Here is a 20,917-nt window from a genome sequence, read left to right on the forward strand (position 1 = left end):
GTGGTTGAGTTGGGCATTGGACTCAAATTCGGAAGCAGCGCAGCTATTTTCGCTGGTCGATGGGTCTAGCACGACAGCCGTAATCCGTTGCGTTGCTTGTGTTTTCGCTGGTAATGGGATTGTCTAGCGCGCGCCTGGTGGCGGCGGCGCCAGTACGAGGCTTGGAGGGCGCTGGTGAGGGTGCGAGCGGGGTGAAGGACTATCGCCAGGAGACGGCGGATTTCGGGGACTGTGAGGTTTCCCAGCTCGCGTGGGCTTTTGGGTCGGTGGCGGCGGTGACGGCGAGAAAGGCGTGCGCGAGCATCGCCATGGAGATGTGCCGGTACCAGCAGTTCCACTTGCGGACCTGGTAGTGGTCGAGTCCGCATTCGTTCTTCGCGGCTTGGAAGCACTCCTCGATCGCCCACCTGGCTCCGGCGACACGAACGAGCTCGGCCCTGTCGATCGAGTCGGGGTGGAAACACAGGTAGTAGGCGATGTCGGTGGGGTCGGGGAGCGAGCGGCGGGCCAGCAGGGTGCGGGCGAAGCCGATCGGGACGTCGCCGAAGTTGGGGACCGTGGCCCAAGCCCAGTCGTACTCCCGCTCACCGCGGACCCCGGGCCCGGCCGAGACGGTATGCCACGCCTCCTCGGGCGCACGAGCGACCAGGGTGTCGACTCGACGGTCCCCGTCGAGGTCAGCCACGGTCTGCTTCACGGGCACCTCAACCACATAGGGCATCCGGCGGGCTTCGAGGAAGGCGCGGAACTTCCCGTCGCGTCCGTAGGCTGAGTCTGCGGCCACCCACCCGGCCTCGACCCCGGCATCGAGGGCGCGGCCGATCATCGCCTCGGCCAGGCGGGGCTCGGTCAGTACCCCGGCGGCAACCCGCTCGGCCGGGATGCCGGCCTTCGTGCAGCGGTCGGGTTCGTCAATCCACGATTTCGGCAGGTAGAGCTCGCGGTCGATCAACGCCCGGCCGCTCTCACCGGCGTAGGCGAGGAACACTCCCAGCTGGGAGTTCTCGATCCGGCCCGCGGTCCCCGAGTACTGGCGCTGCACCCCGGCCGACCTGCGGCCCTTCTTGACGAAGCCGGTCTCGTCGACCACGAGCACCCCGCCGGGACCAGCAAGGTGATCAGCCACATAGGACTGGAGTGGATCCCTTACAGTGCCGGCGTCCCACACCGCCCGGTCCAGGAAATACTGCACCCCATCGGGGTTCGGATCCCCAGCCGCCTCGGAAAGCTGCCAAGCCGTCTTCCGCTCGATCGGCGCCAGCAGCCCCGTCAGATACGCCCTCGCCCGCCACCGCACACTCGCCGTCCGGAACACGCCAGCAACCTGCGCGAACGCGTCATCCAGCCCCGAGCTCCACACCGAGATGTCCTCTACCGCAATATCATCAAACACCGAAGGATGATAAACACCTTGCCGCACAACGGATTACGGCTGTCGTGTTAGCCAGGCAGGGTGCGGAAGGGATCGGCGGTGGGGAGGAAGGCGACGGGGAGTCCGGGCAGCATGCCCGCCAAGCGGTCCGCCGTCTCGGACATGCCCTCCTGCTCGGAGGGCACATGCCCGATGACGATGAGCCCCTTGGCCAGACCGGCGCTCACAGCGTCCGCGGCGTAGGCGGCGGTCTCCCACTCATTCGACTCTCCAATGAGGAGCGCATCGACTTCGGGGAGGGCGAGTACGGCACGGTTCTTCTCGAAACCCCAAAAGCCGGGATGGATGCCGGCGACGGCGACGGGCAGCCCGGGGTCGCCGATGTAACGGAGGGCGCAGGCGCCGAAGGCCCGCGCCGCATGCTCGGCGAGCGAGCCGAGCGTCGTGGCCGGGATGTCGAAGACCGTCGGCAAGTCGGCGCGTTCGAAACCGTGCCAGCCCAGGGCATGTGCGGCTCCAGCGACGATCCGGTCAGGACGCGTGTCGTGCACCGCGTCGTGGAGACGTCGCACGACCAGCCGGTGCCCAGCGATGAACGCCGACTTCTCACGGTGGACGGGGTCGGTCTCAGCCGCCAGCATCGCGCTCCACTCCTCGCGGTGGTGGAAGTACAGCGGCTCGTGCGAGATCACCAAGTCGAGGCCCTGTGCAACCGCGCGCTGTAGCACGTCCAGCGTGGCCATCATGGTGAAAGCGACGCCGTGGACCTCCTGATCCGGGTCGCCTGCAAGGAACTCGTCGACGGTCGCCTCCCGTCGAGGCACTCCCAGCAGAACATCAACCAGATTCACCACGTCGTGCGCCGTCATCGCCACGTGAGCACCCCTTTTCGAGACTCGCACCGGTTCCGGCGGGAACCCCGGTCCTGGCAAGACTATCCAAGGCGAGCGGGCGTCCCCCACGGGAACGGGCAGGAATGACGCCCCGCGAACGCTGCGGTGGTCGCGACGAGGCGCTCGCGTGCGGGGACGGTCTCGTCATCGCCCCTACCGGTTCCGGCAAGACCCTCTCCGCGCTCGACGGCCTCGCCACCGCGACCCACCGACTCGAAGCGCGACTGCCGCGTCCTCTACCTGTCCCGTTCAAGGCCCTCGGCGTCGATATCGAACGTAATCTCAGCGCCCCACTCGTCGGCATCCACGCAGAGAGCACCCGTCTCGGCCTGCCCAGCCCGGCATCCGCGTCATGAACATCACCACCGGCGAGAACCTCCGCGAACTGACCCTCGACCCGGGCCGCGACTGTCAATCCACCGGCCGACCCGAAGGCCCCACCAGACCCGCATAGCAAAACAGGCCGAACCCATTGCAGGTTCGACCTGTTTCGAATCTCCTGAGAATCGACCGCCCGGACCTCACCAATGCCCTCGAACTGCTCCGCCGCTACTGCACGGATGTCATGACCGACCTTCCCAGTGGACAGCAAAAGAGCCGCGACTCCCGTCACGGCTCTTCTCGTGCCCAAACCTCAAATAAGGCACCTTCTGTCGGGCTGACAGGACTTGAACCTGCGACCCCTTGACCCCCAGTCAAGTGCGCTACCAAGCTGCGCCACAGCCCGTTTTCCGCCGCGTTGTCCGCAGCGGTGACAACTTTAGCGCATGGGATCCGGCTTGGATGAGGCGAGGTCCCCGCTGTGAAGTTGCTTGCGTTATTTCTTGGGGCGCTTGCGCGGTTCGCGGGGTTTGACCACCAGGTCGATGGGGCTTCCCACGAAGCCGAAGTCCTCGCGCAGGCGGCGCTGGATGAATTTGAGGTACTGCTTGTCGAACGGCGCGTTCGTGAAGAGGATGAAGCGCGGCGGTTCGGTGGTCGCCTGGGTCGCGTAGATGACCTTCGGGGCCTTGCCTGAGCGGGTCGGGTGCGGCGTGGCCGCCTGGAGCGCGCTGATCCACTGGTTGAGCTCGCCGGTGGTGATGCGCTGGCCCCAGCCTTCGAGCGCCTCGCGCAGGGCCCGGGCGATCTTCTCGACCGCGCGGCCGGTCATCGCCGAGACGTTGACGCGGGGGGCCCAGGAGACCTGCGCCAGTTCGCGGTCGATCTCCTTTTCGAGGTAGTAGCGGCGGTCGTCGTCGACGAGGTCCCACTTGTTGAAGACGAGGACCATCGCGCGGCCCGACTCGGTCACCTGGGTCAGCACGCGCTGGTCCTGCTCCGAGATGGTCTCCGAGGCGTCCAGCATCACCAAGGCGACCTCGGCGGCCTCCACGGCCGCCTCGGTGCGCAGCGCGGCGTAGTACTCGGTGCCCGAGGCGAACTTGACGCGCTTGCGCAGGCCCGCGGTGTCGACCAGGATCCAGTCCTCGCCGTCGATCTCCACGATCGAGTCCACGGGGTCGACGGTGGTGCCGGCAACGTTGTCGACGACGGCCCGGTCCTCCCCCGCGATGCGGTTGAGCAGGCTCGACTTGCCGACGTTCGGGCGCCCGACGAGGGCGACCCGGCGCGGCCCGCGCTCCTTGAGCTGCCCGGTGGGCTCCTCGGGGAACGCCCAGATGATCTTGTCGAGCAGGTCCCCCGAGTTGCGCCCGTGCAGGGCCGAGATCGGGAACGGCTCGCCCAGGCCGAGGCTCCACAGCTCGTGGACGTCCGCCTCCTGGCGGTCCGAGTCGGCCTTGTTGGCCACCAGGATCACCGGCTTGCGGGTCGAGCGCAGGATGCGCACGGCCGCCTCGTCGGCGTCGGTCGGGCCGACACGCGAGTCGACCACGAACACGATCACGTCCGCGGTGCGCATGGCCAGCTCGGCCTGCGCGGCGATGGACCTCGCCATGCCCTCGGCGTCGGGGTCCCAGCCGCCGGTGTCGACCAGGCTGAAATCGCGCCCGGCCCATTCGGCGTCGTAGGCCACCCGGTCGCGGGTCACGCCCGGCTCGTCCTGCACCACCGCGGCGCGGCGGCCCAGGATGCGGTTGACCAGGGTCGACTTGCCCACGTTGGGGCGCCCGACCACGGCCACCGTCGGGACCGGACCTCGCTCGTCGTCTTCGGCGTCGAGTTCGGTCCAGGTCGCTTCGTCACTCATCAATGTCCCTGTTGCTCAGCAAGGCCAGAATCTTGGCCACTACCTCCACGATCGGCAGCGTCGTGGAGTCGATCACCACGGCCCCCTCGGGGGCCTCCAGGGGCTTGGTCGTCTTCGAGTCGACGCTGTCGCGCCGCTCGATGTCCTGCTTCGTCGCCTGCTCGTCGGCGCCCAGCTCGGCCGCGCGGCGCTTGGCGCGCTCGACCGGGTCGGCGGTGAGGTAGACCTTGACGTCGGCGTCGGGGGCGACCACCTCGACGATGTCGCGGCCCTCCACGACGATGCCGGCCTTCGCTTCGGCGATGATCCGCCGCTGCTCCTCGATGAGGAACTTGCGGACCGTCTTGTTCCCGGCCACCGCCGAGACCGCCTTGGTGACGTCCTCGCCGCGGATCGCCAGGTCGGCGTCCTCGCCGTCGACGCGGGTGAAGGGGTCCTCGGGGGTGGTCCCGAACTCGAGCTTGGCGTTCTTGACCGTCTTGGTGACCTGCGCGGTCTGGGAGGGGTCCACGCCCGCCTTGAGGACGGCCAGGGTCGCGGCACGGTACATCGAACCGGTGTCGAGATAGGCGGCGTCGATCGCGGTCGCGAGGGTCTTGGACACGGTCGACTTACCCGCCCCCGACGGGCCGTCGATCGCGACGACCGGTCCGCTCTTCTGCTCAGGCACTATCGCGCTCCGTTCTTCAACTGCAAACCACGCAAACCTACATCATGCCGGGCCGCGCGCTCCCCACGGCGAACGCCCGGCCCGGTCGGGATCAGGCGCGATCGACCACCCGCGCCCCCATGGGCCACAGGGCGAGGGGGATCATCTTCCAGTTCGCAATCGCCAGCGGGATGCCGATGACCGTGATCGCTTGCAGCAGACCGGTGAACAGGTGCGCCAGCGCCAGCTCCCAGCCGAAGAGGATCAGCCAGAGGATGTTGCCGACCAGTGAGAAGCACCCGGCCGACCGGTCGTAGACGACGGTGCGCCCGAAGGGCCACAGCACGTATCCGGCCAGCCGCATGTTGGCGATTCCGAACGGGATCGTGACGATGAAGACGCAGAACACCAGCCCGGCGACGAAGTACCCGATCGCGAGCCACAGCCCGGCCAGGACGAACCAGATGACGTTCAGAATGAGAGACATGCTGAAACCCTAACCGGCCCAAACGGGTCTGTCGGTACAGCCAGCTAGAGTCCGACCTCGCGGTAGAGCAGTCCGACCTCGTCGGGGGTGAGCCTGCGGATGGTCCCGGGCTTGAGGTTGCGCAGTTTGATCGGGCCGATCTCGGTGCGCACCAGGCGCGAGACGTGGTGGTCGACCTCGTCCATGAGCCGCCTCACAATGTGCTTGCGGCCCTCGTGGATGGTGATCTCGATCAACGACTGCCCGGCGTGCTCGTCGATGATCTTGAGCTTGTCGGCCTTCGCGGGGCCGTCCTCGAGTTCCACGCCGGCGAGGAGCCGGTTCCAGGTGGCCTTGTCCATGATCCCGTTGACCTGCGCGCGGTAGACCTTCGGCAGCCCGTGCGAGGGGTGCATGATGCGGTTGGCGAGCTCGCCGTCGTTGGTGAGCAGCAGCAGGCCCTCGGAGTCGGTGTCGAGCCTGCCGACGTGGAAGACCCGCTGGTCGATGCCCTTGGCGTACTCGGCCAGGGACAGGCGGCCCTCTTCGTCGTCCATCGTCGAAATGACCCCGCGCGGCTTGTTGATCGCGAAGTAGACGGTGTCGACGTCGGTGATCACGCGTTTGCCCGAGACGTGGATGACGTCCTTGTCGGGGTCGACGCGCTGGCCGAGGCGGGCGGGCTCGCCGTTGACCTTGACCTTGCCGCGCGAGATCAGGTCCTCTGCGGCCCGTCGGGAGGCGATCCCGGCTTGGGACAGCACTTTTTGCAGGCGAATGCCTTCGGCGTCAGCGTTGTTCATCTTCCTCGATATCCGTCACGTCGTCGGGCAGGAACGGGGCCAGCTCGGGTAGCTGGTCGACCGAGTCCAGGCCGATCTTCTCCAAGAACAGGGTGGTGGTGCGGTAGAGCGTCGCCGTCGAGTCCGGGTCGGTCCCACACTCCTCGACCAGGCCGCGCGCCAGCAGCGTGCGGATGACGCCGTCGCAGTTGACCCCCCGGATGGCCGAGATGCGGCCCCGGGTGACCGGCTGCCGGTAGGCCACCACGGCGAGCGTCTCCAGCGCCGCCTTGGTGAGGCGGGCGGAGGCGCCGTCGGTGACGAACCGCTCCACGTACTGGGCGTAATCGGCCCGGGTGTAGAAGCGCCAGCCGCCGGCTTGGCGACGCAGATCGAATCCGCGCCCGTCGCCAGTGTATTCGGCGCTCAATCGACCGAGCGTCTCGCGCACCTGTGAACGTGGCCGCTCCAATACCGCGGACAGGAACTCCTCGGTCAGGGGCTCCTCGGCGATCATGAGGATGGCCTCCAGGACCGCGCCGAGGTCGACGTCCTCGGGGACGGGGACGGTGTCGATGACCTGGTCTTCGGGTTCGTCCTCGGCCTGCTGGGGGACGACGGCGACGGCGCGGGCGTACTCGTCGGTGTCGCCGACCGGTTCGTCGGCGGGCGTGTCCGCGCGGGCCGGCGCGCCCTCCTCGCGCTGCCACGGCGGGCGCCATTCGGCGATCTCGTCCGGTCTCAGGTGCTCACTCATTCGTGGGTTCCTCCCCCGTCTCCGGTGTTCCCGCGTATTCGTCGACGTCGATCTCGGCGGGTGCGGTGCCGCCGAGCCAGCGCACCGTCAGCTCGCCGAGGGCCTGCATCTGCTCGAAGCCGACCAGGGCCTCCCGGTAGAGCTCCAGGAGCGCGAGGAACCGGGCGACGACTTCGAGGTGGGTCTCGCAGTCGGAGGTCAGGGCCCGGAAGGTCGCGGTCTGGACGCGGTTGAGGCGCCTGCTGAGGATGACGGCGTGCTCGCGGACCGAGACGCGCTGCATGTGGACGTGGTCGGTGCCGACCACTTGCGCGGGTTTGGGTCTCATGGCCTTGCCGGCCAGGATCGCCAGGGCTTCGGGGGTGAGGTCGAGCACGAGTTCGGGGAGCAGGCCTTTGAAGCGGTCTTCGAGGCCGACGTTGCGGGCGACGCGGGTCGAGGCGGACTCGGCGAGTCCGGCGAGGGCGCCGGCGGCCTCTTTGTAGGCCTTGTACTGGAGGAGGCGGGCGAAGAGGAGGTCGCGGGCTTCGAGGAGGGCGAGGTCCTCTTCGTCGTCGACGACGGTGCCGGGCAGGAGCCGGGCGGTCTTGAGGTCGAGGAGGGTGGCGGCGACGAGCAGGAACTCGGAGGTCTCCTCGAGGTTCCAGGCCTCGTCGAGGTTGGTGACGTAGGCGATGAAGTCGGAGGCGACCTGGTGGAGGGCGATCTCGGTGACGTCGAGCTTGTGCTTGCCGATGAGCTGGAGCAGCAGGTCGAAGGGGCCCTCGAAGTTGTCGAGCCGGAGGTGGAAGCCGCTCTCGGCCTCCTCCGGTTCGCCCTCCCGCTGGGTCGGGAGCTGGGGCGGCTGCTGGTCGGTCACGCACGCAAGCTTAGACGGGCCCTGCGGCCACTACCGGGTGAACTCTGGGTTTCCTGGGGCGGAAGGCGTTCGGCGGGGTCAGGACTTGTCGGTCGCGGCGATGAGCTCTCTTGCGAGCTGGCGGTAGGCGCGGGCTCCGGAGGAGGCGGGGGCCCAGGTGGTGATGGGCTCGCCGGCGACGGTGGTCTCGGGGAAGCGGACGGTGCGGGTGATGACGGTGGAGAAGACCTTGTCGCCGAAGGCCTCGGCGACGCGCTGGAGGACCTGGCGCGAGTGGGTGGTGCGCGAGTCGTACATGGTCGCGAGGATGCCGTCGAGTTCGAGGTCGTAGTTGAGGCGCTCGCGGACCTTGTCGACGGTGTCGAGGAGCAGGGCCACGCCGCGCAGGGAGAAGAATTCGCACTCGAGGGGGACGAGGACGGAGTGGGCGGCGGTGAGCGCGTTGATCGTCAACAGCCCCAAGGAGGGCTGGCAGTCGATGAGGACGTAGTCGAAGTCGGGGATGACCGGGCGCAGGACCCGCGCGAGGGTCTGCTCGCGGGCGACCTCGTTGACGAGCTGGATCTCGGCGGCGGAGAGGTCGATGTTGGCCGGGAGGAGGCGCAGGCCCGCGACGTTGGTCTTGACCATGACGTCGTCGATGTCGACGTCCTCCTGCATGAGGAGGTTGTAGACGGTCAGGTCGAGCGTGTGCGGGTTGGTGCCGAAGCCGACCGACAGCGCCCCCTGCGGGTCGAAGTCGACCAGGAGCACCTTGCGGCCGTATTCGGCAAGGGCCGCACCGAGGTTGATGGTCGTGGTGGTCTTGCCGACCCCGCCCTTCTGGTTGGCCATGGCGATGACGCGGGCGGGCCCGTGGCGCTCCAGGGGCTGGGGCTGGGGGATGTCGCGTTTGCCGGTGTAGGTCTCGGGGTCGGGCGAGGACAGGTCCCCGTCGCCGTCAGCGGGAGGCACCTGCGCGGCCCCGCGCAGGGCCGCCCATTTGTCGTTGCTGTCCACACTGCTCATTTCCGCCTCCGGGTGAAGAGTCGACACCGGGTGCCGGGGGTCTCACCATTGCCTGTCATAGCGACTGTACGTCAGTGTATCGAGGCTGTCGACGGCTTGGGAGACTCCGAGGCACCCGGCGTGAGTTCGCCCGCTGTGCATTGGGGGCGCTGGGACCCGAGGAGGCCTCAGTGTTCGGCGAGCACCTGTTCGACCGGCTTGAGCGGCAGGTGGTGGGTGATGGCGACGGGCACGTTGGCGACCTGCCCCGCATGGGTGTTGAGGCCGCGGGCGAGGGCCGGGTCGGCTTTGAGCGCGGCGGCCCAGCCGAGGTTGGCGAGCTTCATGACGTACGGGAGCGTGGCGTTGGTGAGCGCGTACGTGGAGGTGTTCGGGACGGCGCCGGGCATGTTGGCGACGCAGTAGAACAGCTTGCCGCCGTGGGTGAACGCGGGCTCGTCGTGGGTGGTGGGCTTGGAGTGGGCGAAGCAGCCGCCCTGGTCGATGGCGATGTCGACGAGGACCGCGCCGGGCTTCATGTCGGCGAGGACCTCGTCGTCGACCACGGTGGGGGCCTTGGCTCCCGGGACGAGGACGGCGCCGATGACGAGGTCGGCCTCGCGGCAGGCGCGCTTGACCTCGAAGCGGTTGGAGACGATGGTGCGCAGGCGCCCCTGGTAGAGGTCGTCGGCGGCGTGGAGCTTGTCGAGGTTGAGGTCGAGCAGTTCGACGTCGGCGTGCATGCCGACGGCGATGGCGGCGGCGTTCATGCCCGAGACGCCCGCGCCGATGATGACCACTCTGGCGGGGGCGGTCCCGGGGACGCCGCCCATGAGGGTGCCGCGCCCGCCTTCGGGCCGCTGGAGGTGGTAGGCGCCGGCCTGGACGGCGAGGCGGCCGGCCACCTCGCTCATGGGGGCGAGGAGGGGCAGGCGGCCGTCGGCGGCCTGCACGGTCTCGTAGGCGATGCCGGTGACGTGGTGTTCGAGGAGCGCGTCGGTGCATTCGGCGCTCGCGGCCAGGTGGAGGTAGGTGAAGAGGGTCTGGCCGGGCCGCATCCGGTGGAACTCGGCGTAGATGGGCTCTTTGACTTTGAGAACGAGATCGCCTGCGTCCCAGGTGGAGTCGGCATCGGGCCGGATGTTCGCCCCGGCCTGGCGGTAGTCGTCGTCGGTGATGGCCGAGCCGAGTCCGGCGCCGGTCTCGATGAAGACGTCGTGTCCGGCGGCGACCAGCTCGTGGACGCCGGCGGGGGTGAGGGCGACGCGGAATTCGTTGTTCTTGATCTCGCGGGGGACGGCGACTTTCACGTTGCGGGTTCCTTCCGAAGCGTTGTGCCTGTTCGGGGCCGGTCGGCATCCCGCACGGGCAGTCTATGACGCGTTTCGTCCGGATTCCCGCAATTCCTTCCGCGGCATGGCCTTCTGCAACAGGGCCTTCCGCGGCACAGTCGCGCGACTCGGTGTCGCGGCACCTGCGGGACGGCCTTGTGGGCCGGTCCGGACGGCGTCTTCCGCGCTGATCGTAACGTCAGGCCCGCCGTTCGGGGAAGCGGCGAGCCTGAAGTTTCCTGAGCGGATTCGCGTTACCGGCGTTCGAGGTGGAGTCGGGTGAGGTTGAGCGCGAGGGCGCAGACACCGTTGCGGATCTCGCCCTCGGCGACGGCGGCGAGGGCCTTGTCGAGGTCCCACCAGACGAGTTCGATCTGGGTCTCCTCGTCGGTGCGCTCGTGGCGCTCGGCCTCGGGGACGGGTGCGAGGCCGGTGGCGAGGTAGTAGTGGATGAGCTCGTTGGAGATGCCGGGGCTGGTGTAGAACTCGCCGAGTTCGACGAGCGCGGTGGCGTGGAGGTCGACCTCTTCGGCGAGTTCGCGGCGGGCGGCCTCGGCGGGGTCCTCGCCGGGCAGGTCGCGCAGGCCCGCCGGGAACTCCCACATGAGCTCCTTGGCGGGGACGCGGTACTGGCGGATGAGGCCGACGCGGCCCTGCTCGTCGAGCGGGACGGCGACGACCGCGCCGCAGTGGTCGAGGAACTCGCGTCGGGCGGTCTTGGGCGGCGCGTCCGCCTCGACGGGCATCGCGACGGTCTCGGCGGTCAGGTCGTAGCACCAGCCGCGGTGGATGATTTCGCTGTCGAGAACTCGGTACTCATGCACGAGGCCACACTAGTCCGCGCCGATGACGGGTTCAGGACTCTCCCGCGGCGGCCTTGAGCCGTTCGAGGACGCCGTTCACGATCTCGGGGGACGGGAGGGGCACGCCGGAGAGGGCCGAGAGGAACAGGCCGTCGCCGACGAGGCGGACGATCTCGGCGGTCACGGGGTCCTCGATCTGCTCGTGGAGGAGCGCGGCCCAGCCCTCGAAGATGAACAGCACGTCGGCCTTGGCGGTCTCGGAGAGGCCGTCCTGGCCGCGCATGGCCGTCAGCAGGGCCCACAGGCCCGCGGCGGACTCGGCCGATTCGACCCCCGAGACGCGCAGGAAGGTCTCGACCGCGCCGGTCTCGCGGGCCTTGGCGATGTGGCCCTCCTCCTGGGTGCGAAAGCGCGCGGCGAGGCCGTCGTAGAGGTCGGACTTGGACTTGAAGTGGTAGAGCAGGCCGCCCTTGGAGACTCCCGCCTCGGCGGCGACCTTCTCCAGGGTCACGCCGGAGCTGCCCTCGTCGACGAGGATGCCTTGGAGCGCATTGAGAATCCGATCACGCGTGGTGATCTCAGGCTCGTTCATGTTTCCTCCAGGTGACTACTGTACCGTCCGGACGGTATAGTTACTCATCGGTGCCGATCAGCGGTGCTTCCCCGTACAGAGAGAGTGAACCAATGGCCAGTACGCTGCCCGCGACCGAGCCCCGCCGCGCCCGCCTCAGCGCCCGGCAGGGCGCGGCCCTGGCGGTGCTGGTGCTGCCGGTGCTGCTCATCTCCATCGACATGACCGTCCTCGGCTTCGCCGTGCCGTTCCTGTCCGAGGACCTCGCGCCCACCAGCTCCCAGCTGCTGTGGATCGTGGACGTCTACGGGTTCGTGCTCGCCGGGCTCCTGGTGACCATGGGCTCGGTGGCCGACCGGATCGGGCGGCGCAAGCTGCTGGTCTTCGGCTCGGCCGCGTTCGCCGCGGCCTCGGTCGTCGCCGCCTACGCGCCGACCGCCGAGACCCTCATCGCCGCCCGCGCGCTGTTGGGCGTCGCCGGGGCGACCCTCATGCCGACCACGCTGGCGCTCATGCGCAACCTCTTCACCGACCCCCGCCAGCGCCTGTTCGCCATCGCGATCTGGGGCGCGGGCTTCTCGGCCGGCTCGGCCGCGGGCCCGGTCATCGGCGGCTGGCTGCTGGAGCACTTCTGGTGGGGCTCGGTGTTCCTCATGGCCGTGCCGGTCTCGATCGCGGTGCTCGTGGCCGCGCCGATGCTGCTGCCGGAGTCGAAGAACGACCGGCCCGGTTCGCTCGACTGGCCCGGGGTGGGCCTGTCGTTTTTGGCGATGTTCCCGTTCGTGTACGCGATCAAGAGCGTCGCCGAGCACGGGTTCTCGCTCGCGGCGGCGGCCGCTCTGGTCTTCGGGGTGCTCGCGGGCTGGGGGTTCCTCAAGCGCCAGCTCACGGCGCGGCATCCGCTGATCGACGTGCGGCTGTTCCGGATCCGGCGCTTCAGCGCGTCGATCTTCACGAACTTCATGATCGTCTTCGCGATGATCTCGGCGCTGTTCCTGCTGACGCAGTATCTGCAACTGGTGCTGGACTACTCCCCCATGCGGGCGGGGCTGCTGCTCCTGCCGGGCATGGCGGTGTCGGTCGCGGCGGGTCTGGTCGCGGTGCGGCTGGCGGCGCGGTTCGGGCTGGTGACGATCATCGTGGGCGGCCTGGGGTTCATCGTCGCCGGGTTCGGGGCGATGTACCTCATCGGCGTCCACGAGGGCGCCTTCGTGGTCGCGGGGGCGTTCGCGCTCATCGGGATCGGCTCGGGCATGGTGCAAACGGTGACGAACGACGCGGTCGTGACCGCGGCTCCGGCCGACAGGGCCGGTGCGGCGGCGGCGATCTCGGAGACCGCGTACGAGTTGGGCGGCGCGATGGGCGTGGCGGTGCTGGGTTCGCTGGCGACCGGGATCTACCGGTCGGAGCTGGGCGAGGCCCCCGCTGGCGCGTCGGAGACGCTCGGCGGGGCGGTGCACGTGGCCGGGACGTTGCCCGGTGAGGCCGGTGCGGCGCTGCTGGAGGCGGCGAAGACGGCGTTCACGGACGGGTTGCGGGTCACCTCGCTGCTGGCGGCCGGTCTGGTGCTGGTGGCCGCTGTGGCGGTCGGTAGGGCGCTGCGGACGAGGCGGTCGGAGGCGGTCGCGGGTTCCTGACCGCGCCGGGTCCTTTGAGGGTTCGAGGGCGGCGGTGGCCAGAGCGGATTCGCTCCGGCCACCGCCGTTCGCATCATGGTTTCGGTCAGGCGCCGACGTAGGTCGCGAGGTGCTCCCCGGTGAGGGTCGAGCGGTCGGCGACGAGGTCGGCGGGCGTGCCTTCGAAGACGATCTTGCCTCCGTCGTGGCCGGCGCCGGGGCCGAGGTCGATGATCCAGTCGGCGTGGGCCATGACCGCCTGGTGGTGCTCGATGACGATGACGGACTTGCCGGCGTCCACGAGCCGGTCGAGCAGGCCCAGGAGCTGCTCGACGTCGGCGAGGTGGAGGCCGGTGGTCGGCTCGTCGAGGACGTAGACGCCGCCCTTCTCCCCCATGCGGGTGGCGAGCTTGAGGCGCTGGCGCTCGCCGCCGGAGAGGGTGGTGAGCGGCTGGCCGAGGGTGAGGTAGCCGAGGCCGACGTCCACGAGGCGCTGGAGGATCTTGTGGGCCGCGGGGATGCGGGACTCGCCTTCGGCGAAGAAGGCCTCGGCGTCGGTGACCGACATCGTGAGGACCTCGCTGATGTCGCGGCCGCCGAGGCGGTACTCCAGGACCGAGGCGTCGAAGCGCTTGCCGTCGCACTCCTCGCAGGTGGACTCGACGGTGGCCATGACGCCGAGGTCGGTGAAGATGACGCCGGCGCCGTTGCAGACGGGGCAGGCGCCTTCGGAGTTGGCGCTGAACAGGGCGGGCTTGACGCCGTTGGCCTTGGCGAAGGCCTTGCGGATCGGTTCGAGCAGGCCGGTGTAGGTGGCCGGGTTGCTGCGCCGCGAGCCTTTGATGGCGCCCTGGTCGATCGCGATCACGCCGTCTCGGCCCGATACCGAGCCGTGGATGAGGGAGCTCTTGCCCGAGCCGGCCACGCCGGTCACGACGGTGAGCACGCCGAGGGGGATGTCGACGTCGACGTCTTGGAGGTTGTTCGCGGCGGCACCGCGGACCTCCAGGACGTCGGTGGACTTGCGGACCTCGTCCTTGATGGCGGCGCGGTCGCCGAGGTGGCGGCCGGTGAGGGTGTCGCTGGAGGCGAGGTCCTCGACGGTGCCTTCGAAGACGATCTCGCCGCCGGCGGAGCCGGCGCGGGGGCCGAGGTCCACGACGTGGTCGGCGATGGCGATCGTCTCGGGCTTGTGCTCGACGACGAGCACGGTGTTGCCCTTGTCGCGCAGTTGCAGCAGGAGGGCGTTCATCCGCTCGATGTCGTGCGGGTGGAGGCCGATGGTGGGCTCGTCGAAGACGTAGGTGACGTCGGTGAGCGAGGAGCCGAGGTGGCGGATCATCTTGGTGCGCTGGGCCTCGCCGCCCGAGAGGGTCCCGGCGGGGCGTTCGAGCGAGAGGTAGCCCAGGCCGATCTCCACGAACGAGTCGAGGAGGTGCTGGAGGCCCTTGAGGAGCGGGGCGACCGAGGGCTCGTCGATCCCGCGGATCCACTCGCGCAGGTCGCTGATCTGCATCCGGCACACGTCCGCGATGCTCTTGCCGTCGATCTTCGAGGAGCGGGCCTCGGGGGCAAGGCGGGTGCCCTCGCATTCGGGGCAGGTCGTGAAGGTGACCGCGCGTTCGACGAAGGCGCGCACGTGGGGCTGGAGCGAGTCGACGTCCTTGGAGAGGGTGGACTTCTGGAGCTTGGTGATCACGCCCTCGAAGGTGATGTTGATGCCGTCGACCTTGATCTTGGTCGGTTCCTTGTAGAGCAGGTCGTTGAGCTCGCGCTTGTTGTACTCGCCGATCGGCTTGTCGGGGTCGAAGAAGCCGGAGGCGCGGTAGATGCGCCCGTACCAGCCGTCCATCGAGTAGCCGGGGATGGTGAGCGCGCCCTCGTTGAGCGACTTGGTGTCGTCGTACAGGGCGGTGAGGTCGAAGTCGGTGACCGCGCCCATGCCCTCGCAGCGCGGGCACATGCCGCCGAGGCGGTTGAAGGTGGCCTTCTCGGCCTTGGTCTTGCCGCCGCGCTCGACGGTGATCGCGCCGCTGGCCTTCACCGAGGGGACGTTGAAGGAGTAGGCGTTCGGGGAGCCGATGTGCGGGTCGCCGAGGCGGCTGAAGAGGATGCGCAGCATCGCGTTGGCGTCGGTCGCGGTGCCGACCGTGGAGCGGGGGTTGGCGCCCATGCGCTCCTGGTCGACGATGATCGCGGTGGTGAGGCCTTCGAGGTGGTCGACCTCGGGCCGCGCGAGCGAGGGCATGAAGCCCTGGAGGAAGGCGCTGTAGGTCTCGTTGATCATCCGCTGCGACTCGGCGGCGATCGTGGCGAACACCAGCGAGCTCTTGCCCGAGCCGGAGACGCCGGTGAAGACCGTGAGGCGGCGTTTGGGCAGCTCGACGCTGACGTCTTTGAGGTTGTTCTCGCGCGCGCCGTGCACGCGGATGAGGTCGTGGCTGTCGGCGGCGTGCGACCCGGGCGGCGGGGTGCCCTTCTTCGCGGCCATGCAAGTCTCCCTCTGTGGGGCGCCCGCTCGCGCGGGCGCGTCGTTCCTCGCCGACCGGGACGGGCCGGCGCCTGGCTTCCTGGACTCCGTTCGCCGCCGCGGCGGCGCTGGACTCTACAACGTATCGGCTGCCACCGACAATGCGCGCGACCCCGGTCGGCTCACGCCGGACGGGGTCGCGGATCGAACGGGTCCGGGCCCCTCAGAGACGCTGGTTGACGCGGATCATGTTGCCCGCGGGGTCCCGGAACGCGCAATCCCGTACGCCGTACGGCTGATCGGAGGGCTCCTGGAGCACCTCGGCGCCGGAGGCGCTGACGCGCTCGAACAGCGCGTCCACGTCGTCGGTGCTGAAGATGACGCCGCGCAGCAGGCCCTTGGCGAGCAGGACCGCCGCGGCCTCCTTGTCGGCCTCGGAGGCGTTCGGGTCGCCGACGGTCGACTCCAGGACGATGTCCACGTCGCTCTGTCCGGGCGGGCCGACGGTGACCCAGCGCAGGCCCTCGTAACCGACGTCGTTGCGCACTTCGAGACCCAGCGCGTCGCGGTAGAACCCGAGCGCCTTGTCGTGGTCGTCGACGGCGATGAAGCATTGTGCCAGCTTGATGTCCATGCGATTCACGCTACCGCCGGGACGAGGGCTTCGCTTCTCCATTCCTGACCGGTCTCGTGTAGATCTTGGCGACGCACGCGGGGATGGCCGCGCCCTCCTCGTGGTCGCGGGCTCTGTAGGCGCTCGGACTCTCCCCGACCAGCTCGGTGAAGCGCGAACTGAACGAGCCGAGCGAGGTGCACCCGACCGCGAAGCAGACCTCGGTGACCGACAGGTCCCCGCGGCGCAGCAGCGCCTTCGCCCGCTCGATGCGCCGCGTCATCAGATAGCTGTACGGCGTCTCTCCGTACGCCGTACGGAAGCTGCGGGCGAAATGACCCGCCGACATGTGGGCCGAGCGCGCCAGCGCCGCCACGTCGAGCGGCCGCGCGTACTCGCGGTCCATCAGGTCCCGCGCTCGTCGCAGGCGCACCAGGTCTTCCAAGATCACCCGGCAAGCATCGCACAGACCGGGCCCGGCGGCCCGGACAAGCGAAGGGCGGGACCCGGTGCGGGTCCCGCCCCTCGACGAGCGTGGATCAGGCGGCGCCGAGGTCGAGGCGCTCGCCCGCCTGGCGCTTGAGCGCGGCCTCCACGAGACCGGAGAACAGCGGGTGCGGCCGGGTCGGGCGCGATTTGAGCTCGGGGTGGGCCTGGGTCGCCACGAAGTACGGGTGCACCGAGCGGTCGAGTTCGATGAACTCGACCAGGCGCCCGTCGGGCGAGAGCCCGGAGATCACGAAGCCGGCCTTGACGAGCTGGTCGCGGTAGGCGTTGTTGACCTCGTAGCGGTGGCGGTGGCGCTCGTTGACCTCGGTCAGCCCGTACGCTTCGGCGACCAGGGAGCCCTCGGCGAGCTGCGCCGGGTAGGTGCCCAGGCGCATCGTGCCGCCCATGTCCCCGCGCCCGGCGACGATGTCGGTCTGGTCGGCCATGGTGGAGATGACCAGGTGCTCGGCGTCGCGGGCGAACTCCTCCGAGTCGGCGCCGACGAGGCCGGAGATCTCCCGCAGGGCCTCGATCGCCATGCACTGCATGCCCAGGCACAGGCCCAGGGTCGGCACCTGGCGGGTGCGGGCCCAGGTGAGGGCCCTGATCTTGCCGGGCACGCCCCGGTCGCCGAAGCCGCCGGGGATGACCACGGCGTCGACCCCGGCGAGGGCCTTGGCGGTGGCGTCGGCGGCGCCGCACTCGTCGGAGACGACCCAGCGGACGTTCACCTTCGCTCGGTGGGCGAACCCGGCCGCGTGCAGGGCCTCGACCACCGACTTGTAGGCGTCGGGCAGCTCCACGTACTTGCCGACGATCGCGACCTCCAGGGTCGCGGCCGGGTTGTGGACCCGGTCGAGCAGGTCGTCCCAGGAGGTCCAGTCGACGTCGCGGAACGGCAGGTCGAGCTTGCGGACCACGTAGGCGTCCAGGCCCTCGGAGTGCAGGGTCTTGGGGATCTCGTAGATCGACTTCGAGTCGGGGGCCGAGACCACCGCCGCGTCGTCCACGTCGCAGAATCCGGCGATCTTCTGCTTGAGGCCGTCGGGCAGCGGCCGGTCGGAGCGGCAGACGATCGCGTCGGGCTGGATGCCGATGCTGCGCAGCTGCGCCACCGAGTGCTGGGTGGGCTTGGTCTTCATCTCCGAGGACGCCGCGAGGTAGGGCACGAGCGAGACGTGCAGGAAGAAGCAGTTGTCGCGGCCGATGTCGTGGCGATACTGGCGGATCGCCTCCAGGAACGGCAGCGACTCGATGTCGCCGACGGTCCCGCCGACCTCGGTGATCACGACGTCGGGGACGCGGCCGGACTCGGGGTCCGGGTCGGCCATCGCCGCGAGGCGGGACTTGATCTCGTTGGTGATGTGCGGGATCACCTGGACCGTGGCGCCGAGGTAGTCGCCGCGGCGCTCCTTGGCGATCACGTCGGAGTAGACCTGCCCGGTGGTCACGTTCGCGTGCTTGGACAGGTTCCGGTCGAGGAACCGCTCGTAGTTGCCGATGTCGAGGTCGGTCTCGCCGCCGTCGTCGGTGACGAAGACCTCGCCGTGCTCGTACGGGTTCATGGTTCCGGGGTCGACGTTGAGGTACGGGTCGATCTTCTGCATCACCACGTACAGGCCGCGCGCGGTCAGCAGGTTCCCGAGACTGGCGGCGGTCATGCCCTTGCCGAGGGCGGAGGTGACCCCACCGGTGACGAAGAGGTGCTTCGTGTTGCGGATATGACCATTGACGGCGCTGGCCAAAGCGGACTCCCGTGGTAATCGTGCCGATCGAGCGGTCGAGCCGTTGCTCACCCGGGGCTCGAAAGCCGAGCCGCGGACCGCCGGTGGATCGCATCATCCACGGGATTCCACACTAACACTTTCACCGTCGTTTTCCTCATCGACCCACGACGGTGCGTCGACGATCATGTCCGAGTACTGGCCGTCCTTGACGTGCGCGCGGGCCAGGACGCGGTGACTGATGATGACCGCCAAGGGAACCATGACGGCGAGGGCCGCGCCGAGGCTCATCAGGCCCTTGCCGAGGAGGAGCCCGGCGACGGCAGAGCCGGCGACCGCGGCCGAGAAGGCCGCGCGCAGGGGCGGGTACAGGCCCCAGGCGCGCCGCAGGCCGCCTCCGGGGCGCAGGAGGACCAGCCAGCAGTAGGCGCCGGCCAGGACGGTGAGGACGCTCAGCGGGGAGGTGAAGACCGCGACGATGTTCGAGCCGAGCCCGGAGGCGATGACGCCGTTGGTGTCGCCCATGACGTCGCCCATGAACGAGCCGAGTTCGCCGCGTTCGGCCGCGGGCCGCTGGTAGTCGATCCAGGAGAGGCCGACGAGCACCGCCGCGCCGGCCAGGCCCGACCACACGAAGCGCGAGAACGTGACCCAGCCGCCGGTCGCCAGCGCCGCGGCGAGGCAGGTGCCGACGATGATGGCGACGGCCGCGGGCACGGAGTTGCCGAGGAACCCGGCGGAGACGACGAGGACGCCGAGGCAGCCGATGCCGGCCATGACCGGGGACTGGTAGCGGCGCGGCAGCCGCCAGGCGGCGACGGCGGCCAGGAGCCACAGGGAGGCGATGAACATGCCGGAGGCGACGGGCCCGAGTTCGTTCGAGGCGGAGTCGGCGACGGTGTAGTCCCCCAGGAGGGTGCCCAGGGGGTCCTCGGTGTGGATGACCATGGCGAGGACGGTGACGATGACGCCGAACGCGGAGACGCTCACCATGAGGCCCGCGGGGCCGTGGCGTTTGGGCAGGACGATCGCGGCGAACGCGCAGACGACGGCGATGCCGAGGGCGGTGAGGGGGCCGACGAGTCCGGGGCGCGGGGCCGACCACCAGGCGAAGAAGTCGGCGAGCATCGCGGCGGCCACGAACAGGGCGCACACGAGGGCGGTGACGATGTTGAGGCGCATGAGCCACAGCGGCGGGGGTTTGACGCCCGGCTGCCCGGCCCGGCGCAGCAAGTGCAGGAGCGGCCAGGCGACGAAGGTGAGGGCGAGGAACAGGAAGACCTGGAGCCACTGGGTGGCGGGTGCGGCCACGGCGGCGGCGATGAGCCGGGTGTCGGTGTCGTCGAAGACGGACTGGCGTTCGCGGTAGGTGAGGGCGTCGGCGGTGACGCCGGCGGCCGTGCCGGTCACGGTGTCGGGGAACGGGGCGTCCAGGAGGGTGAGGACGGTCGCGGTCAGATCGGTGAGCCTGAGGTAGCCGGGGCGTTCGGCGGGCAGGTCGACGAGGTTGTGGCCGCCGCGGTTGTCGAAGTTCACGACGGTGGCGAGGAGCCGGTTGGGCTGCTCGACCTGGCCGATACCGGTGACGATGAGCGCCGAGTCGCCGCCGCGGGCGGCCTGGAGCGCGCCGACGGTGGCGTCGAGGGTGTCGAGGGCGGCCGCGCGCGCGGCCTCGGCGGTGGGCAGGACGCCGCCGTCGACGACGGTGAGGGGGCACGCGGCGAGGGCGACGGCGAGGTCGCGGCCGGTGGGCATGACGGGGAGGTAGTCGCCGACGCGGCCGACGGAGTTGGCGGTGGCGTAGGCGGCGCCGGGGCCGATGGCGGTGGCGCAGGTGGTGCCCGCGGCGAGCATGCCGAGTTCGGCGCCCTGCTCGAGTTCGCGGTTGAGGGAGACGAGGTCGGGCATGTCGGCGACGGCGGCGCCGGATTCGGCGACGGCGACGCGGTCGGCGGTGATCTCGCCGCAGTCGGAGGGGCCGCCGTAGGGGGTGGAGACGGCGGGCGATCCGGCCGAGAGGGTGAGCCAGCCGTCGAGGGTGCAGGTGAAGGCGCGCCCGGAGTCGGTGTTGAGTTCGGCGAGCGAGCCTTCGGCGGCGAGCGCGGCGAGGTTCGGGGTGGTCTCGGCGTCGATGTCGGTCCAGGTGAGGCCGCCGACGCCGAGGAGGACGACCGAGCCGACGGTGTCGGGGACGGACTCGTCGGTCTCGTCGGGGAGCAGTTGGACGACGCCGACGGCGATGAGGGCGACGACCAGGGCCCACATGCCGATGGGGCCGCGGTTGCGGGCGGCGCTCCTGGCGAGCCTGCGCAGCCGGCGTCCGAGGTCGTTCTGTTTGGACACG

At 69.6% G+C, this 20,917-nt stretch carries 19 protein-coding genes and 1 tRNA gene; 2 read left to right on the forward strand and 18 right to left on the reverse strand.

Annotated elements, in window-relative coordinates; translation table 11 throughout:
* Nucleotides 1-199: 199 nt before the first annotated feature.
* Both IF12_RS0115215 and IF12_RS0115220 read right to left on the reverse strand, forming a co-directional pair.
* Complete coding sequence (locus IF12_RS0115215) at nt 200-1,381, reverse strand: IS701 family transposase (protein WP_081913664.1); 1,182 nt, start codon at nt 1,379-1,381, stop codon at nt 200-202.
* A 59-nt stretch (nt 1,382-1,440) separates the two neighbouring features.
* The gene (locus tag IF12_RS0115220) at nt 1,441-2,241 is read right to left on the reverse strand and encodes a Nif3-like dinuclear metal center hexameric protein (RefSeq protein ID WP_030159783.1); all 801 of its coding nucleotides are present in this window, start codon (nt 2,239-2,241) and stop codon (nt 1,441-1,443) included.
* 107 nt (nt 2,242-2,348) lie between these two features.
* Here IF12_RS0115220 and IF12_RS25710 point away from each other — a divergent pair, with 107 nt between their 5' ends.
* Nucleotides 2,349-2,621, forward strand: a complete 273-nt coding sequence (locus IF12_RS25710) for a hypothetical protein (RefSeq protein ID WP_133884311.1) — start codon at nt 2,349-2,351, stop codon at nt 2,619-2,621.
* 297 nt (nt 2,622-2,918) lie between these two features.
* Here IF12_RS25710 and IF12_RS0115225 read toward each other — a convergent pair.
* From IF12_RS0115225 to IF12_RS0115275, 11 genes are all read right to left on the reverse strand, one after another.
* A tRNA-Pro gene (locus IF12_RS0115225) sits at nt 2,919-2,992 on the reverse strand.
* A 90-nt stretch (nt 2,993-3,082) separates the two neighbouring features.
* A complete protein-coding gene (gene der, locus IF12_RS0115230) occupies nt 3,083-4,456 on the reverse strand; it encodes a ribosome biogenesis GTPase Der (protein WP_030159785.1) in 1,374 nt (457 codons plus the stop codon).
* Complete coding sequence (cmk, locus tag IF12_RS0115235) at nt 4,449-5,126, reverse strand: (d)CMP kinase (protein ID WP_030159787.1); 678 nt, start codon at nt 5,124-5,126, stop codon at nt 4,449-4,451. Before cmk ends, der begins: the two co-directional genes overlap by 8 nt.
* A gap of 91 nt (nt 5,127-5,217) precedes the next feature.
* A complete protein-coding gene (locus IF12_RS0115240) occupies nt 5,218-5,592 on the reverse strand; it encodes a YccF domain-containing protein (RefSeq protein WP_030159789.1) in 375 nt (124 codons plus the stop codon).
* Between the two features lie 44 nt (nt 5,593-5,636).
* On the reverse strand, nt 5,637-6,374 hold the full coding sequence (locus IF12_RS0115245) for a pseudouridine synthase (RefSeq protein ID WP_030159791.1): 738 nt from the start codon (nt 6,372-6,374) through the stop codon (nt 5,637-5,639).
* Nucleotides 6,361-7,110 (reverse strand): SMC-Scp complex subunit ScpB, encoded by a 750-nt coding sequence (scpB, locus tag IF12_RS0115250; protein WP_030159793.1) that lies wholly within the window; start codon nt 7,108-7,110, stop codon nt 6,361-6,363. Before scpB ends, IF12_RS0115245 begins: the two co-directional genes overlap by 14 nt.
* The gene (locus IF12_RS0115255; protein ID WP_051704437.1) at nt 7,103-7,969 is read right to left on the reverse strand and encodes a ScpA family protein; all 867 of its coding nucleotides are present in this window, start codon (nt 7,967-7,969) and stop codon (nt 7,103-7,105) included. Before IF12_RS0115255 ends, scpB begins: the two co-directional genes overlap by 8 nt.
* Before the next feature lie 78 nt (nt 7,970-8,047).
* Entirely contained in the window at nt 8,048-8,977 is a 930-nt protein-coding gene (locus IF12_RS0115260; RefSeq protein ID WP_030159797.1) for a ParA family protein, read from the reverse strand.
* Between the two features lie 167 nt (nt 8,978-9,144).
* The gene (gene ald / locus IF12_RS0115265) at nt 9,145-10,266 is read right to left on the reverse strand and encodes an alanine dehydrogenase (protein WP_030159798.1); all 1,122 of its coding nucleotides are present in this window, start codon (nt 10,264-10,266) and stop codon (nt 9,145-9,147) included.
* Between the two features lie 275 nt (nt 10,267-10,541).
* Nucleotides 10,542-11,111 (reverse strand): NUDIX domain-containing protein, encoded by a 570-nt coding sequence (locus IF12_RS0115270; protein WP_051704438.1) that lies wholly within the window; start codon nt 11,109-11,111, stop codon nt 10,542-10,544.
* Between the two features lie 31 nt (nt 11,112-11,142).
* Nucleotides 11,143-11,682, reverse strand: coding sequence for a TetR/AcrR family transcriptional regulator (locus IF12_RS0115275; RefSeq protein WP_030159803.1), 540 nt, complete (start codon nt 11,680-11,682; stop codon nt 11,143-11,145).
* 92 nt (nt 11,683-11,774) lie between these two features.
* Here IF12_RS0115275 and IF12_RS0115280 point away from each other — a divergent pair, with 92 nt between their 5' ends.
* Complete coding sequence (locus tag IF12_RS0115280) at nt 11,775-13,298, forward strand: MFS transporter (protein WP_035749180.1); 1,524 nt, start codon at nt 11,775-11,777, stop codon at nt 13,296-13,298.
* Between the two features lie 85 nt (nt 13,299-13,383).
* On the opposite strand, the gene IF12_RS0115285 is transcribed toward IF12_RS0115280, so the two are convergent.
* From IF12_RS0115285 to IF12_RS0115305, 5 genes are all read right to left on the reverse strand, one after another.
* Nucleotides 13,384-15,768, reverse strand: coding sequence for an excinuclease ABC subunit UvrA (locus IF12_RS0115285; protein ID WP_030159807.1), 2,385 nt, complete (start codon nt 15,766-15,768; stop codon nt 13,384-13,386).
* A 202-nt stretch (nt 15,769-15,970) separates the two neighbouring features.
* Nucleotides 15,971-16,381, reverse strand: a complete 411-nt coding sequence (locus IF12_RS0115290) for a VOC family protein (protein WP_030159808.1) — start codon at nt 16,379-16,381, stop codon at nt 15,971-15,973.
* Nucleotides 16,382-16,391: 10 nt separating this feature from the next.
* Entirely contained in the window at nt 16,392-16,811 is a 420-nt protein-coding gene (locus IF12_RS0115295) for a helix-turn-helix domain-containing protein (RefSeq protein ID WP_030159810.1), read from the reverse strand.
* An 88-nt stretch (nt 16,812-16,899) separates the two neighbouring features.
* Nucleotides 16,900-18,594, reverse strand: coding sequence for a CTP synthase (locus IF12_RS0115300; RefSeq protein WP_133884312.1), 1,695 nt, complete (start codon nt 18,592-18,594; stop codon nt 16,900-16,902).
* Between the two features lie 93 nt (nt 18,595-18,687).
* Nucleotides 18,688-20,916 carry a hypothetical protein gene (locus IF12_RS0115305; RefSeq protein ID WP_030159814.1) on the reverse strand — a complete coding sequence of 743 codons (2,229 nt, stop codon included), beginning with the start codon at nt 20,914-20,916 and terminating at the stop codon, nt 18,688-18,690.
* Between the last annotated feature and the right edge of the window lies 1 nt (nt 20,917).

It is taken from the genome of Glycomyces sp. NRRL B-16210 (assembly GCF_000719515.1).
GTDB lineage: Bacteria > Actinomycetota > Actinomycetes > Mycobacteriales > Micromonosporaceae > Glycomyces.

Coding starts and splice junctions, on each gene's coding strand:
- scpB (WP_030159793.1), bottom strand. CDS start 7,110: ATGAGTGAGCACCTGAGACCGGACGAGATCGCCGAATGGCGCCCGCCG.
- IF12_RS0115275 (WP_030159803.1), bottom strand. CDS start 11,682: ATGAACGAGCCTGAGATCACCACGCGTGATCGGATTCTCAATGCGCTC.
- IF12_RS0115220 (WP_030159783.1), bottom strand. CDS start 2,241: ATGACGGCGCACGACGTGGTGAATCTGGTTGATGTTCTGCTGGGAGTG.
- der (WP_030159785.1), bottom strand. CDS start 4,456: ATGAGTGACGAAGCGACCTGGACCGAACTCGACGCCGAAGACGACGAG.
- IF12_RS0115290 (WP_030159808.1), bottom strand. CDS start 16,381: ATGGACATCAAGCTGGCACAATGCTTCATCGCCGTCGACGACCACGAC.
- IF12_RS0115285 (WP_030159807.1), bottom strand. CDS start 15,768: ATGGCCGCGAAGAAGGGCACCCCGCCGCCCGGGTCGCACGCCGCCGAC.
- IF12_RS25710 (WP_133884311.1), top strand. CDS start 2,349: ATGACGCCCCGCGAACGCTGCGGTGGTCGCGACGAGGCGCTCGCGTGC.
- IF12_RS0115260 (WP_030159797.1), bottom strand. CDS start 8,977: ATGAGCAGTGTGGACAGCAACGACAAATGGGCGGCCCTGCGCGGGGCC.
- IF12_RS0115245 (WP_030159791.1), bottom strand. CDS start 6,374: ATGAACAACGCTGACGCCGAAGGCATTCGCCTGCAAAAAGTGCTGTCC.
- IF12_RS0115280 (WP_035749180.1), top strand. CDS start 11,775: ATGGCCAGTACGCTGCCCGCGACCGAGCCCCGCCGCGCCCGCCTCAGC.
- IF12_RS0115240 (WP_030159789.1), bottom strand. CDS start 5,592: ATGTCTCTCATTCTGAACGTCATCTGGTTCGTCCTGGCCGGGCTGTGG.